The following is a 15,600-nucleotide window of genomic DNA, read 5'->3' as shown; positions in this document are numbered from 1 at the left end:
TAGCGGATGAACCAACGGGAAACTTGGATCCTGATGTAGCAGATGGGATTTTCAAACTCTTTCAAGAGATCAATAAAAAAGGAACTTCTATTCTCATGGCAACCCATAACCATGAGTTATTGCGTAAATATCCCTATAGAGTATTAAAATGTGAAAATGGCAAATTGCTGGATAGCAAAACCCATGATGTGACATTTGGATCTTCTTACTATTAAATTGAAAATATACCCAAACATCCACGTCCTTATTTCGTTCATAAAGAGATCTTTAAATCAATCCTAATGAAATCAATCAAATTACTTCAGCTTATTCTACTCTTATCCTTGACAGTTTTTGGGTGGAGTTGTAAAGACAAAGAAGATACTGAGCCAGTCATTGATCCAAGTTCAGAAATTGCAGTAAATAGATGGATTTTGGATGTCATGGATGAAGTTTACTACTGGCTAGATGATCTGGGAACTCCAATTGCTGAGAACTCAGACCCAGAAGATTATTTTGAAGCTTTGCTTAATAGACCCACAGATAGATTTTCAGTAATTTATCCAGACTTTCAGGAGTTAATGAATAGTTTGAGTGGAATTACATTGGAGGCCGGTTACGAATTCCAACTTTATTTACAAAGTCAAGAAAGTACAAATGTAATCGCTGAAATCTCCTATGTTAAAAAAGGAAGTCCTGCCGAAAGCGCTGGTTTGGTCAGGGGAGACATAATTACAAAAATTAACGGTACTCAAATAACAACTGATAATTATCGTGATCTTTTAGGCCAAATTGAATCTCAGCATAGTATTACTTATTTAAGTTTAAATCCTGTAACACTCATTTTTGAGGAACAAGAGCCTATCACATTAGAAACACTTCAGCTGTCAGAAAATCCTATTTATATTGATTCAGTCTATATAATTGGTGATCAAAGAATAGGATATTTTATGTACAATTTCTTTGCTCCAGGACCTGGAGAACAAAATACAACATATGATGATCAAGTAGATGAAATTTTCGCAAAATTCAAATCTTCAAATATCAATCATTTAATTATTGACTTTAGATATAATGGTGGAGGTTATGTCTCATCTGCTGTTAATTTGGCTAGTTTAATTGCTCCTTCGGTAACAACCGCAGATATTTTCTCGAAGACAAAATACAATAATTATTTGATGTCAGAATTCCCTAAAGAACTCGCAAATGTTCAAACTTCTTTCAAAGCAAAAACCCAAAACCTTGGACCCATCCTAGAAGAAAATAAAATCTATATTTTAACATCATCTAGAACTGCATCCGCTTCTGAACTGATAATAAACGGCCTAAAACCTTATATGGATGTTTATATAATCGGGGATGTTACTTATGGGAAAAATGTAGGTTCAATTCCTTTTGAGGATGAAGAAAATGAGGATAATCCTTATGGGATTTTACCAATAGTAACTCAAAGTTTCAATAGTCTTGATCAATCTGATTATACAACTGGCTTTAAACCAAATCTCACCAAAAAAGAATCTTCAGAGAGATTAAGACCTTTAGGGGATGTTACTGAACTTCTTTTAAGGACCGCAATCGAACAAATTACCGGAATCCCATCTTCAGGTAGATTTGAAACGCTAGACAGACAAGACATAGGTAGTACCCTAGATCGAAAAATCAGGACCGGAAGGATGATTGAAAAAAAGATAATCAAATAATTGCATTTTGGCCTCAAGAAATTGAGGCCATTTTTTTTGTTAATTTTTTTATCCTCAAATAATTGGTAATCCAAAATAATATTTAGAGATTCTTGACCTTTAAACGAATAATCAACCGTTAAAAAAGACTTTTAACCAATCAATCAACTAAACAATTATGATCAACCAAAACAAACTTTGGAAAAGACCAGTGTTATTTGCTGGTTTAGCTCTGGGGGCGTTGGCTTTTTCCTGCCAACCGCAAGAAGAAACTCCTCTTTCCTCAGATGCAGTAGAATTTATCGGATTTAAATCCGGTGATATCATTCCAGGAAAGTACATCATAACGATGCAGCCAACTGGATTGAATTTCAGAAAAGACATGAATTATGATGCCGTACAGGCATCCATGAGAAAAACTGGATCTGAACTACTAGCGAAATATAGAATCAGTGAAGAAAATCTGGGATATGTTTATGGAAGTACTATAGAAGGCTTCTCTGCAACTCTTACAGATGAACAAGCCGAACTTCTGGAAAAAGATCCAAGCATTAAAGCTATCGAGCCTGACAGGGTAATTGCCTTGGCACCTCCTCCTGGTAAAGGTCCAGGTGGAGGTGGTGGCGGAGGTGGTTCAGCCTCTCAATCAACTCCTTATGGAATCATAAGAGTTGGAGGTGGACAAATCTACACAGGATCAAAAAAAGCTTATATAATAGATTCAGGAATAGATTCTAGTCATCCAGACTTAAATGTTGCCACATCTCTTGGATATAACGCGTTCACATCTGGTAAAGATTCTGATTTAGGTCAAGATGGAAATGGTCATGGTACCCATGTTTCCGGAACTGTAGCTGCGATTGATAATGATTTTGGAGTTGTTGGAGTTGCGGCAGGTGCTACTGTTGTCCCTGTAAAAGTTCTTAATTCTCGAGGTTCTGGATCATATTCCGGTGTAATTGCGGGTGTTAACTTTGTAGCGGCAAATGCAGCAAACGGAGATGTAGCAAATATGAGTTTAGGCGGACCTGTCTCTAGTGCCCTTGATGCTGCAGTAGAAGCTTTGGGATCAAGCGGAGTAAAAGTTGCATTGGCCGCCGGAAATGAATCCGATGATGCAAACAATCATTCCCCAGCGAGAGCTAATGGTCCTAATATTTATACTATATCAGCTATTAATAGTAGTGATACTTACGCTTCTTTTTCAAATTATGGCAACCCTCCTATTGACTTTGCTGCCCCTGGAGTAGGTGTACTATCCACTGTTCCTGGTGGGTATGCTTCTTATAGTGGTACATCAATGGCATCCCCACACGTTTGTGGTTTATTGATTTGGGGCACTCCTAGAAATGGTGGTGCTGTAATCGGTGACCCAGACGGTAACGTTGATCAGGTAGCAATTAAATAATTACTAAAGAAATAATAATAAAGCGGCTCGGTTGAGTCGCTTTTTTTTTGCTCATTATCAAATTGTTAAGTTTTAAAAAAGATGGGTAAAAAGTATTTTTTGAGGGTAAATTTGAATATAATCTATATTCGATGGAACTAGCTGCGAGCTTACTTCTTATTTTATTAATCTATTTTTTTGGTTGTCTTGCTTTAATTCAAGAAGTTATTAAGCCCTACAAGGCTGTGATAAATCAAGGACCCCATTCAAAAATTATCGTTACTAACTATTCTAAAATTATTCTAATCAGTCTCTTGATTTCCTCAGCTACGACGACATTGGCATATTTTCTCTTTTTTTCTTAAAAATTTAGAACAAAAAAAACTGGCAACTACGCCAGTCTTTTAAAAATAATTTCTGCTTTTACTGAGCCTTTTTTAGATTTTCTTTCGCTAACTCATAATTAGAATCAAGTTGAATAGCTTCTTCAAATGCCGTTTTGGCTTCTGTCTTTGAACCTTGATCTAAATAAATCATTCCCTTTAAATTAAGAGCTGCTGCCTTCATGCTAACTTCCTGAGTCACATTTTCTGTAGTATTAAATCCTATCTTTTCATCAGCTTTAGCATTTTTGATTAGCATATTTACCGAATTCAAAGCTTCATCATACCGCTTTAATGAGTATTGAATAAAACCTGATTTATAGAGACTAAAATTATCCCCACTAAGCAAGTATAAACTTTCAAAATGCGGCAAAGCCCTATCAAGAGCACCTACTTGTTCTAGTGAATATGCCGCAATTTCCAATGCTCCTACGCTCTTGTCATTGACACTTAAAACGTCCATAGCCACTAAAGCAGCAGAAGTATAAAGGTTGTTTTCAAAATATAAGCCGGCCAATAGCTCAGGATACCTTAAATCTTCTGGGTTTCTTACCATCAACTCATAAAGTTTTGTTCTTGCAACTAGTGGATCCGCATACCTTAAGGCCAGTTGATATGAAGCTTGATCTTGAGAATTTAGAACTCTTCTTGTTTTCGAATCCAGTCTAGGAATGGAGTCCGATGTAGTTTGGGCAATAATTGGACTGGCACAAAGAACCAGTAGCAGCATGAATAATACGCGCTTCATTTTTCTATTAATTTAATTTGAATTATGGTTTAGGTAGATCTTTGACAGGAAATACACCTTTAGAATTAGCGATTTCCACCATCAGCTCTCTTGCCTCGTCAGGCTTATTTTGAATTTTGCCCTCCAATATAGCTTCTTTAATTTCTTCTTTAATCTCTCCTACGATTTTTGATGGGGAAAGTCCAAATATTTCCATGATTTCCTCTCCTGATATCGGTGGCTGAAAGTTTCTTACTTGATCTTTTTCTTCAACCTCAAGCAATTTCTGTTCTACTTTATCAAAGTTTTCAAGGTATCGCTTTACACGTTTGTTATTTTTTGAGGTAACATCTGCTCTACATAGCTTCATTAAAGAGTCTATATCGTCACCAGCATCAAACAATAATCTTCTCATTGCTGAATCAGTAACTTCATCTTTAACTAAAGCAATAGGACGCAAATGAAGTCTAACTAGTTTTTGAACAAACTTCATCCGCTCATCCATTGGCAATTTGAGCCTTCGGAAAATCCCAGGTGTCATTTTCGCACCTTTATCTTCATGCCCATGGAAAGTCCATCCCACTTTTGAATTAAATCTCTTTGTAGCAGGCTTCGCAATATCATGAAGTACAGCCGCCCATCTAAGCCAAAGATCTTCACTCATCTGAGATACATTATCCAAGACTTGTAGGGTATGGTAAAAGTTATCCTTGTGACTTTTATCATCTACCGAATCAACTCCTTGCAGTGCAACCATTTCTGGAAAAAATTGATGAAGTAGTTTTGCCGCAAACAATAACTTAAATCCATAGGATGGCTTAGGTACTAAGAGGATTTTATTCAATTCATCTATAATTCTTTCGGCTGAAATGATTTTTAATCTAGAAGCATTTTCAGTTAATGCAAAAAAAGTTTCTGCTTCAATATCAAAATTTAATTGAGCAGCAAATCGAACAGCCCTCATCATCCTTAATGGATCATCAGAAAAAGTAATATTTGGCTCTAATGGTGTTTTTATAATCTTTCTTTTGATATCGCCAATACCATCAAATGGATCTAAAAGCTCTCCATAATCTTCCCTGTTAAGGGAAATTGCCATTGCATTTATTGTGAAATCACGTCTTTCCAAATCCTCTTGCAGCGTTCCATCTTCCACAATGGGTTTTCTTGATTCAGATCGATACGATTCTTTTCTTGCACCAACAAATTCAAGCTCCCAATCCTCCAGTTTTAGCATCGCTGTCCCGAAGTTTTTAAAGACCGATAAGGGTACGTGAAAGTCAAATCCAACAGCAACCTCTTTCGCTAATTCAATACCACTTCCTACACAGGTAAAGTCAATGTCTTTAGAAACCTTTCTTCTATCCAATATCAAATCACGCACATAGCCACCCACAACATAGGTTTTCAAATTCAACTTTTCAGCCGCATTTGCTACTCTCTGGAAAACTTCTTTCTCGTCTAGATGTGATTTAAAATTCATCCTTTCAAAATTTTAACTTCACCTTCAGCTCCTAAATACATTTCTTTTGTACTTGGACTAAATAGAGGAAATAGCACATCAGTTTTCACTTTAGCACTAGCTCCTGTTTCAATTTTCATCAAAGTTGGTTTTGAAATCTGAAAAAGTAATTTATTCCAGTTTGGTTCCCGAATTAAAGAAAACTTCAAGGCTCCATTAACAATAGGTCCTTCTGGAATCACCCTATTTGGTTTACTATGATATATGGTAGGTTTCGATGCAAATTCTACAATATCCAGAGACACTTCCGAAAATTGTTCACAGATTGATCTAATTTGAAATGTATCAAACAACAAATATATCCAATCATTTCCCATTTCAGGCCTCCAATTATCAGGAGACATTAGGGTAATTAAATTTCCGTTACCCTCTTGGATTGAGAGAATACCTTCTTTTTTAAATAATTTGAGAAAATTAGGATGATCCAATGTCTGTTTTTTTGACACAAAAATAATCAGAATATTGAGAGCAACCTTTTTAAATGGATATAGAACAAAAAAACCTCCTAGATCTAGGAGGTTTTTTTGTTAGTAAACATTGGTTTAATCTTCCTTTTGAATAAGTTTTCTATTGACAAAAATGCTGGCCATTAATCCTACCCCGCCAAAAATAAAGATAGAAGAAGTAAAGGCTACTTCGCTTGCCATCCCACTTTGCTCCAATAAAGCACCTACTAATACACCAGCACCAATTCCAATAGCAAGTAATGCCAGATTCATAATACCTTCAGCAAAACTGAATTTCTTTCCTGAATTAAAGACTGTCGCATCTGCACCTTTTTCAATTAAGGCTAGTCTTTCTTTATTCCTACTTGTCAAAAACATATACACTATTCCAAATAGTGTAGAGAAAATGATCAAGTTTACCAATACTGTAGTTGCGTCCATAAAGATTTTTGTTTGTGATTTTTCTTCTTTGATGCAATTCCATCGGGAAAAGGTTACAAAAATTATAATAAAATAATTTGTAACTTCTTTGGTACTTATCGCATCTCAGGATAGAATGCATTTTAAAGAAGATTCTTTTTACATAGAAAAAACCTTGAGAGGAGACCTTGGTGCTTTTGGACAGCTTATCCAAAAACATGAGAAATATGCCTACACCTTAGCTTTTCGGATTTTGAAGAATCAAGAAGATGCTGAGGAGGTGGCTCAGGACTCTTTTATGAAAGTATATAATTCTCTCAAATCATTCGAGGGTAAATCTAAATTCACAACTTGGCTTTATAAAATAATCTATCATGAAGCAATCGGAAGGTTACGTAAGTCCAAACAAACTTTGATTAATTTAGACGAAATAATAGATACAAAAGAAACTCCCGCGGAGTTTATGAATGGAATAGAGCAAATGCATATTGAAGAAAGAAAGTCTTTAATAAAAAAAGCGCTTGACTCAATAAAATCAACTGAATCTGCAGTCTTAACTTTATTTTATCTTGAACAACAAAGTATTAAGGAAATTGAACAAATTACAGACTTAACAGAATCCCATATTAAAATACTCTTACATAGAGGGAGAAAAAGTCTATTATCATCTTTACAAAAGATCACAAATCAAGAATTAATTAACCTGTTATGAAAAATATCAATATTCAGGAAGAGGAATTTATAAAAGGTTTATTCTCAGAAATTGGTAGCGAATCCCCTTCCGAAGATTTTCATCGAAGAATAATTTCAAAAATTGAGAAGCAAAAAACAATTGTTTATCAACCTCTTATTTCTCCTATTATCTTAAAATCTATTATAGCTGGAATTCTATTTATCGGAATAGCCACTCTGATTTTTGTTCCATGGAATGAAACATCCATAAGTTATTGGGACAAAATCATAGAATTTACGCCCTCTTCTTTAAATTTAACTATTCCGTCAATCAGAATACCAAAAATCCAGCTTGGTCCTATATTCAATACAGCATTATTAGCTTTTACCTTATTAATGTTTAGCTGGATTCTATATAATTCAAAAAGATTGAAAATAGAATAAGAAAGGCACCTTGAAGGTGCCTTTCTTATTTCATGTTGTGAAGGAGTAGATATTAACCTCTCAACCAATTAATGAAGGTCTGATAACCTACACCAATTTCTCTTGCAAATGCAGCTTTGGTCTTCTTCCCAGCTGCTTCAACTTTTTTCCATTCCTCGACAATTTTAGTCTTTTCTGAATCAGTAAATGTCCTTCTCTTACCCGACTTGCCTTTAGAAGATCCCGCTCCACTAATTAGGGAGATAAGTTCATTTAAGTCATTGACGAATTTTCCATCCAAAAGGAGTAAACCGGCAGCTTCTAATTTCTTAATAACTTCATCTTTTGGGTTAACAGGAGTAACCGCGATTCCTTTTGCAGCGGCTTCGTGTAAATCTATTTTATTTCCTTCAGAAGTAACGTATACAAAACCATCACTTTTCTTCAAATCATTAATAGATTCTTTGATTAAATCTTTCATTGTGAAAATAGTTTGTTTAAAATTTAAAAACCATTCGCAATATATATAATTCCATATACACTAAAAATCGATTAATGCTTTTATTATATTAAAATTCATTAAAACAAACTAGTTGAATATTTTTAATAGAATTCAACTTTGAGAAGATTAAAAAATAAAACTCCAAAATCAATAATGAACTAAATCCCTAAAGACTTTAAAAATTCCATATGAAGAAAATATATTTTCAATTACTTGACCTAATCTGATAGATTCATGCAACCTTCATATTTCAAATTGATAAATTAAATAGAATAGAAACACAACTTCCAAATATTGTTCTTTGAAATATTTAGGTCTTGGTTCCAAAATAGGAGTGAATAAATTCCTTTTAGATATAATTTTGAGGGTTTAAAATTTAGATTACAGAAAAATTATTTCTGACTGGAAAGTTTGTGCAGTTTAAAGAGCTTTTTTCGAGATTTTTATTTAACATCTAAAAATATAACTATTTTACTTTGACATTGCACTATATAAACTAAACTATAATACTAAGAATTTCAATCAGTTTTATGTTTAGATTTAACTATAAACCAAAGAAACGAATTGGATTTGAAGTAATTATTCAGATCATGGAAAATAAAATATTAGGAATACTTTTTAATCTTGAAACAATCTTTAAGAATAACTTATTTATATTGTCATTAGATTAATGCAATTTTTTTTCAAATAAGGTCGATGAAGAAAAATTCCACCCACATCAATATTGATCTTTTTGGGTTCCTGATTTTTCAAAATTACTGTAATCAATTGTCACCAAATGTCAGTTCGAATAAGGAGATATTTATACTTCAGAGAAAGTAAATTCGCAGTAAATAATAAAAATCAAAAGGATAAAAGCCCTTAATCAGGAAAATTCCGTAATTTTGAGCCCCATAAGAATTCAAACAAAAAAACATCCTGCCTCCATTCTTATGGGATCAACAACAAAGTACATATTTATTACAGGAGGGGTTACCTCCTCACTCGGAAAAGGTATCATTGCAGCCTCTTTGGGTAAATTACTTCAATCAAGAGGTTTCAAAGTTACAATCCAAAAATTCGACCCTTACTTAAATATTGATCCAGGAACATTAAATCCATATGAACATGGAGAATGTTACGTGACGGATGATGGAGCAGAAACTGATTTAGATCTTGGTCACTACGAAAGATTTCTAAATATCACAACTTCACAAAATAACAACATTACCACAGGTAGAATTTATAACAATGTCATTACCAAAGAACGAAAGGGGGAGTTTCTTGGAAAAACAGTTCAAGTCATTCCCCACATTACGGATGAAATAAAATCAAATTTCTATAAGCTCGGGGAGGATGGTAAATATGATGTTGTAATTACAGAAATAGGTGGCTGCGTAGGTGATATTGAGTCCTTACCTTTTATAGAGGCTGTGAGACAGGCAAAATGGGATTTAGGCCCTAACAATTTCCTAGTTATCCATTTGACCTTGATTCCCTATTTAAAAGCTGCTAAAGAATTAAAAACAAAACCAACCCAGCATTCTGTAAAGCAATTGCTTGAGGCAGGTATCCAGCCTGATATTCTAGTTTGTCGATCTGAATATCATTTGCCAAATGATGTAAAGAAAAAATTAGCACTTTTCTGTAACGTGCAGTTGAATTCCGTGATTGAAGCAATGGACGCAGATTCTATTTATGACGTCCCTCTTTTAATGAAAAAGGAAAAGTTGGATGAGAGAGTTATGACTAAATTGAAACTCTCCTCCAAAGAAAATACAGATTTAGAAAACTGGAAAGACTTTCTGGGTAAACTAAAGAATCCAACTCAAGAAGTTACCATAGGTTTGATCGGGAAATATGTTTCTCTTCCTGATTCTTATAAATCTATCATTGAATCATTCACTCATGCAGGAGCTTCTATCGAATGTAAAGTGAATTTAAAACTAATATCCTCGGAGGAAATAAACTCCGGAAATTACGAAGAGAAATTAGTGGATCTTGATGGAATTCTAGTAGCACCTGGTTTTGGAGAAAGAGGATTTGAGGGTAAAATAGAAACCGTTAGATATGCTAGAGAAAATAAAATCCCATTCTTTGGGATTTGTCTTGGAATGCAGGTAGCCGTGATTGAATTTGCACGGAATGTTTTAGGTCATCCAAAAGCAAATAGTACAGAAATGGATCCTTATACTCCTCATCCAGTAATTTCGCTTATGGAGGAGCAGAAAAAGATTGATCAAATGGGAGGAACCATGAGATTAGGTTCATATGCCTGCGACCTTAAAAAAGGAAGCAAAGCATATAACTCTTACGGAAAAACTAAAATTCAGGAAAGACACCGTCACAGATATGAATTCAATAATGAGTTTTTACCGGAGTTAGAAACCAAAGGAATGTTTGCAACAGGAAAAAACCCAGAAACCGGATTAGTTGAAATAATTGAAATCAAAAACCATCCTTGGTTTGTTGGCGTTCAATTTCATCCAGAGTACAAGAGTACTGTTCTGAATCCTCAGCCTCTTTTTGTAAAATTCATCCAAGCGGCCATCGACAATAAAAAAATTAAATAACAAAGCTAATTTAAGGGGAAACCATCCCTATTCTATCCAATTATTATGGACAAAAATCAAGCGACAGGCTTAATCCTTTTTGCCGGAGTTATATTGGTCTACTCCTTCTTCTTTGCGAGTAGTCCTGAAATTCCAACAGAAGAAACACAAGTTCCAGCTCAAGCTGAATCTGTAGATCGAGATGTACAACCTGCGATGCAAAGTACGATCCTCTCTGAAAATGATTCTCTTCAATCTGCTCAGAATATTGCCAAATATGGTGAATTAGCTGTTTTGACCTCTGGTGAAGAAAGTCAAATTACTTTAGAAAATGATCTTATTCAGGTAACAGTTTCCTCTAAAGGAGCATTAATTGAGGAAGTAAATCTTAAAGAATTCAAGAATTGGGAACAAATGCCTCTCTTGCTTATCGATGCTGAAAACTCCCAGATGGACTTTAGTATTGAAAGTAGAATGGGATTAGTTTCTTTGAATGACCTTTATTATTCATCAGATCTACAAACAGAACAGGACGAAGAAGGTGCTACAATTCATATTTTAACTTTGAGTGCTGCCACTGAAAGCGGTCAGATATCTCATGTTTTCAAATTGAAAGATGGCTCTTACGAGGTTCATAAATCTTTAAAAATTGACCGATATTCTGGCTATTTTACTGGTAATTCAATCCGACTAACCTGGGCAGACCAAGTAAAGGCGCAAGAAAGAGATTTGGCCGAGTCCCGAAGAAAAACCCAGGTGAATTATTATTTGAATTCCGGTTCATATGAAAACCTTGGGGTTGGTGATGATTTAGAACAGGAACTCGTAGAGGAGCCTGTAAAGTGGATTGGCTTTAGCCAACGTTTCTTTACAGCAGGTTTAATTGCCACCGACTCATTCCAAAATGTTAGCTTGGCTCAAAGCACTCCAGCAGATAGCTCCATAGTCAAATTCATGGAGGCATCCATGGATATTCCACTCAAGGAAGGAGTTGCCGATTACTCGTATTATTTCGGCCCTGATAATTACAAGACCTTAAAGAAGGTAACAGAAGGTTTTGAGAATAATGTAGACATGGGCTACTTTTTCGTGAGTTGGGTGAATAAATACATCATTGTAAACCTTTTCGCTTTCTTAGAAAAGTATTTCAGCAACTATGGAGTAATCATCATTTTGATAGTGTTTATCATTAAGTTGGCTCTTTCCCCATTAACCTATAAATCTTATATAGGTATGGCAAAAATGAGAGTGATCAAACCTGAAATTGATGAGCTAAAAGAAAAATATGGAGATGATGCAACGAAGATGCAGCAAGAGCAAATGAAGCTCTTTGGGCAATTGGGAGTTAGTCCAATTTCTGGTTGCTTACCTATGGTTCTTCAAATGCCGTTTCTTTTTGCAATGTTTTTCTTTTTCCCGAATGCCATCCAATTGAGACAGGAATCATTTCTATGGGCCAGTGATTTATCTACTTACGATACGTTTTTCAACTTACCCTTTACGATCCCATTTTACGGATCTCATGTCAGTTTATTCACATTATTGATGACAGTATCTCAAATTGTATATACTCATTTCAATAATCAATTAACTACTGCTCAGGGACCTATGAAAAATTTAGGATATATTATGCCTGTCATGTTTATGTTTATCCTAAACTCTTACCCTGCAGGATTAAGTTTCTATTATTTTGTTTCCAATATGGTTACATTTGGCCAACAAGCTGTGATCAAACTATTTGTTGATGACACTAAAATCAGAGCAAAAGTTGAAGAGAGTAAAGCGAAAAACGTAAATAAGAAGAAATCCAAATTCCAGCAAAAACTGGAAGATGCTATGAAAGCAGCAGATTCTAATAGGAAAAAATAAGAATAGGGAGCTTCCATAGAGCTCCCTAATTTTTTCAGATATTTCAATCGCATCAATTAATCTTCAAAAAACTTTCCAATCATAACTAACATACAACGGGATATTTGAATTTGATTTTCAATTAATAGAATCAATATTTGATCAATGTCAATTTAAGGGGAAGGGATATATTTCAATACCCATCCTCTTTCAAAAAAAGCGGTGGTATCAGCCGAAAAAGAATTGATTTTGCTTAATATTGGTATTCAATTACCCGGAAACAAAATAACATGGGAAAAATCATTGCCATAGCCAATCAAAAAGGCGGAGTGGGGAAAACCACAACAGCGATGAATCTCGCTGCCAGTCTTGCTGTACTAGAATATAAAACCCTGGTTATTGATGCAGATCCTCAGGCAAATACCACTTCTGGATTAGGGCATGATCCAAAATCAATTAATACAAGCATATATGAGTGCATGGTGGATGACATCGATATCAACGAAATCATCCTTAAAACAGAAATTGATTATCTGGAATTAGTACCTTCTCATATAGACTTAGTAGGTGCTGAAGTAGAAATGATCAACCTTGATAACCGAGAGGAGAAAATGAAGGGTGTTATTTCGAATCTTAAAGATCAATATGATTTTATTATCATTGATTGTTCTCCCTCATTAGGACTGATTACGATAAACGCTTTAACAGCTGCAAACTCAGTAATTATCCCTGTACAATGCGAGTATTTTGCACTGGAAGGATTAGGAAAACTTCTTAATACCATCAAGATTATTCAAACAAGATTGAATCCCGATCTGGAAATAGAAGGTATATTACTTACTATGTACGATGTGAGACTAAGACTTTCAAATCAGGTAGTTGAAGAAGTAAGAATACATTTTAAGAATATGGTTTTTACCACAATTATTCCTCGAAATGTCCGTTTAAGTGAAGCCCCATCTTTTGGACTACCAGCTATTGCATTTGATGCAGATGGAAAAGGGGCAATTGCATATCTTAATCTAGCTAGCGAAATCGCTCAAAAGAATGGGCTTCAAAAAGTGAACAGTTAATTATGTCAGACAATAAGCCTAATCGAAAAAAAAGTGCGCTTGGACGAGGTCTTGGAGCTTTACTGGAAGATAGCCCTGCGAAACATAAGTCGGAAGAGATTTTACCAGAAGTAGTTAAAACTGGAATATTCGAGATTCCTCTAGAAGAAATACAAGTAAATCCCTTTCAGCCAAGGACCTATTTCGATAAAGAGGCTCTGAGTGAATTGGCAGAATCCATTAAAGTTCAAGGTATCATCCAGCCTATAACAGTAAGAAAACTTGATACAAAAGAGTATCAGTTGATTTCAGGAGAGAGAAGATTTCAAGCCTCCAAATTAGCCGGGCTGGCCCAAATTCCTGCATATGTAAGAACTGCCAACGATCAGCAAATGCTCGAGATGGCATTGATTGAAAATATTCAAAGAGAGAATTTAAACGCTCTAGAAATAGCTCATTCTTATCAGAGATTATTGGCAGAATGTGACTTGAAACAAGAACAATTAGGAGATCGTGTTGGTAAAAATAGAACTACCGTCAATAATTATTTAAGACTTCTTAAATTACCTCCTACTATCCAAGCAGCTATCCGAGATCAACAAATCAGCATGGGTCATGCCCGAGCTTTGATTAATATTGAGGACGTTGACAAACAATTGGCAATCTTCAAGAAGGCTGTAGATGAAGAATTAAGTGTCAGGAAAGTGGAGGCATTAGTAAAAGCATTAAATGAAGGAAAGCCTGAGAAAACCACCGAACAAGGATTGGACCCTGTCAAAAAATATGAGATCAGTAAAATTCAACAGAGATTGGCATCCCATTTTGGTACAAAAGTCTCCTTAAAGGCAAATAATAAAAATAAAGGTGAGATAAAAATCCCATTTACCTCTACATCCGATCTTAACCGAATTCTGGAAATACTGGAAATCATTTAAACGTTGAAAGCCTTAATTTTTCATAAATTTCAACCTCTTAAAGCCCCATGGATATTCCTGGGACTTTTAATTTTGTGCTTATTTGTAAATTGCTCCGCATTTAGTCAAGAAGCAGAAGTAGAGAATTTAAAAAAGTCTGAAAAAAAAGTAAAACCTGATTATTCAAATCTTCCAAAAAACCCCAGAAAGGCAACTTTATACTCGGCTATTTTGCCAGGAGCAGGCCAAGTTTATAACAACAAAGCGTGGAAAGTTCCGATTTTGTATGCTGGAATCATGACAGATGTCTATTTTATCAGATTTAATAATCGGAGATACCAGGTTTTCCGCCAGGCTCTTTTCGATTTTGATGATGGAAATATCAATGATTTCCCAAATTTAAATCGAGATGCATTGGTGAGGAATGTTGATTATTGGAGACGAAACAGAGATCTGTGCTATTTATTATTAGCGGGTATTTATGCCTTAAATCTGATTGATGCTAATGTAGATGCTCATTTATCAGGTTTTGATATTTCGGATGACTTGGCATTAGGTATTGAACCACATTTTGAAACATTTTCAGCGAACAACAATTCAATGGGAGTTTCTTTAAAACTGAAATTTTAATAATGAATATAGTAATACTTGGGTATGGCAAAATGGGTAAAATTATAGGTGAAATCGCCGAATCCCGAGGCCATTCCATTGTTGGTAAAATCAATATAGAAAACAAGGAGGATCTTAATCTTCTAGATCCAAATGAGATCGATGTAGCCATCGAATTCAGCCAGCCAGAAGCAGCTTTTGAAAATATTTCCTGGGCCATTAACCATGGAGTTCCAATTGTTGTCGGAACTACTGGTTGGCTTGAAAGAAAAAAAGAGATTGAGAGTTTAACACTCGAAAAACAAGGGAGTTTTTTCTATGCCTCAAACTTTAGCATAGGAGTAAACATCTTTTTTAAGGTTAACGAATACCTATCCAAGCTAATGAATGAAACTAATGGATATAAAGTATCTATTGAAGAAGTACATCATACCGCAAAGAAAGATGCTCCCTCTGGGACCGCCATTACACTTGCTGAAGGAATTATAAAAAATTTAGATTCTAAA

General features: G+C 34.9%; 15 protein-coding genes and 1 pseudogene. 11 read left to right on the top strand and 5 right to left on the bottom strand.

Going from position 1 to position 15,600, the window contains the following annotated elements; translation table 11 throughout:
* The 3 genes and pseudogenes from Q0L68_RS07915 to Q0L68_RS07905 all read left to right on the top strand — a co-directional run.
* A pseudogene (locus tag Q0L68_RS07915) lies at window positions 1-215 on the top strand (phosphonate ABC transporter ATP-binding protein); the annotation flags it as partial.
* Window positions 216-281: 66 nt separating this feature from the next.
* Window positions 282-1,679: a S41 family peptidase gene (locus tag Q0L68_RS07910; RefSeq protein ID WP_296701467.1), complete on the top strand. Its 1,398-nt coding sequence runs from the start codon at window positions 282-284 to the stop codon at window positions 1,677-1,679.
* 157 nt (window positions 1,680-1,836) lie between these two features.
* Window positions 1,837-3,066: a S8 family peptidase gene (locus Q0L68_RS07905; RefSeq protein ID WP_296701464.1), complete on the top strand. Its 1,230-nt coding sequence runs from the start codon at window positions 1,837-1,839 to the stop codon at window positions 3,064-3,066.
* Window positions 3,067-3,468: 402 nt separating this feature from the next.
* On the opposite strand, the gene Q0L68_RS07900 is transcribed toward Q0L68_RS07905, so the two are convergent.
* The 4 genes from Q0L68_RS07900 to Q0L68_RS07885 all read right to left on the bottom strand — a co-directional run bounded on the left by Q0L68_RS07900 (window position 3,469) and on the right by Q0L68_RS07885 (window position 6,564).
* Window positions 3,469-4,176: a tetratricopeptide repeat protein gene (locus Q0L68_RS07900; RefSeq protein ID WP_296701463.1), complete on the bottom strand. Its 708-nt coding sequence runs from the start codon at window positions 4,174-4,176 to the stop codon at window positions 3,469-3,471.
* A gap of 22 nt (window positions 4,177-4,198) precedes the next feature.
* Window positions 4,199-5,638, bottom strand: coding sequence for an HD domain-containing protein (locus Q0L68_RS07895; protein WP_296701462.1), 1,440 nt, complete (start codon window positions 5,636-5,638; stop codon window positions 4,199-4,201).
* Window positions 5,635-6,123, bottom strand: a complete 489-nt coding sequence (locus Q0L68_RS07890; protein WP_296701461.1) for a hypothetical protein — start codon at window positions 6,121-6,123, stop codon at window positions 5,635-5,637. Before Q0L68_RS07890 ends, Q0L68_RS07895 begins: the two co-directional genes overlap by 4 nt.
* Window positions 6,124-6,219: 96 nt before the next feature.
* Window positions 6,220-6,564, bottom strand: coding sequence for a DUF6249 domain-containing protein (locus tag Q0L68_RS07885; RefSeq protein WP_296701460.1), 345 nt, complete (start codon window positions 6,562-6,564; stop codon window positions 6,220-6,222).
* A gap of 88 nt (window positions 6,565-6,652) precedes the next feature.
* On the opposite strand from Q0L68_RS07885, the gene Q0L68_RS07880 reads away from it, so the two are divergent.
* Window positions 6,653-7,255, top strand: coding sequence for an RNA polymerase sigma factor (locus Q0L68_RS07880; protein ID WP_296701458.1), 603 nt, complete (start codon window positions 6,653-6,655; stop codon window positions 7,253-7,255).
* Entirely contained in the window at window positions 7,252-7,659 is a 408-nt protein-coding gene (locus Q0L68_RS07875; protein WP_296701456.1) for a hypothetical protein, read from the top strand. Before Q0L68_RS07880 ends, Q0L68_RS07875 begins: the two co-directional genes overlap by 4 nt.
* A gap of 52 nt (window positions 7,660-7,711) precedes the next feature.
* Here Q0L68_RS07875 and Q0L68_RS07870 read toward each other — a convergent pair whose 3' ends face one another.
* Window positions 7,712-8,119, bottom strand: coding sequence for a hypothetical protein (locus tag Q0L68_RS07870; RefSeq protein ID WP_296701454.1), 408 nt, complete (start codon window positions 8,117-8,119; stop codon window positions 7,712-7,714).
* A 953-nt stretch (window positions 8,120-9,072) separates the two neighbouring features.
* Here Q0L68_RS07870 and Q0L68_RS07865 point away from each other — a divergent pair.
* The 6 genes from Q0L68_RS07865 to Q0L68_RS07840 all read left to right on the top strand — a co-directional run.
* The gene (locus Q0L68_RS07865) at window positions 9,073-10,692 is read left to right on the top strand and encodes a CTP synthase (protein ID WP_296701453.1); all 1,620 of its coding nucleotides are present in this window, start codon (window positions 9,073-9,075) and stop codon (window positions 10,690-10,692) included.
* Between the two features lie 45 nt (window positions 10,693-10,737).
* The gene (yidC, locus tag Q0L68_RS07860) at window positions 10,738-12,540 is read left to right on the top strand and encodes a membrane protein insertase YidC (RefSeq protein ID WP_296701451.1); all 1,803 of its coding nucleotides are present in this window, start codon (window positions 10,738-10,740) and stop codon (window positions 12,538-12,540) included.
* Window positions 12,541-12,809: 269 nt separating this feature from the next.
* On the top strand, window positions 12,810-13,592 hold the full coding sequence (locus Q0L68_RS07855) for an AAA family ATPase (protein ID WP_296701449.1): 783 nt from the start codon (window positions 12,810-12,812) through the stop codon (window positions 13,590-13,592).
* A 2-nt stretch (window positions 13,593-13,594) separates the two neighbouring features.
* Window positions 13,595-14,506 carry a ParB/RepB/Spo0J family partition protein gene (locus Q0L68_RS07850; protein WP_296701447.1) on the top strand — a complete coding sequence of 304 codons (912 nt, stop codon included), beginning with the start codon at window positions 13,595-13,597 and terminating at the stop codon, window positions 14,504-14,506.
* Window positions 14,507-14,578: 72 nt separating this feature from the next.
* Window positions 14,579-15,115, top strand: coding sequence for a DUF5683 domain-containing protein (locus Q0L68_RS07845; protein ID WP_366938367.1), 537 nt, complete (start codon window positions 14,579-14,581; stop codon window positions 15,113-15,115).
* A 2-nt stretch (window positions 15,116-15,117) separates the two neighbouring features.
* The coding region (locus Q0L68_RS07840) for a dihydrodipicolinate reductase C-terminal domain-containing protein (RefSeq protein ID WP_296701445.1) at window positions 15,118-15,600 on the top strand (483 nt) is incomplete at its 3' end.

Origin of the sequence: Algoriphagus sp., from assembly GCF_024642405.1 — a bacterium.
Taxonomy (GTDB): Bacteria; Bacteroidota; Bacteroidia; order Cytophagales; family Cyclobacteriaceae; genus Algoriphagus.
This window is presented reverse-complemented; position numbering and strand designations above follow the sequence as displayed.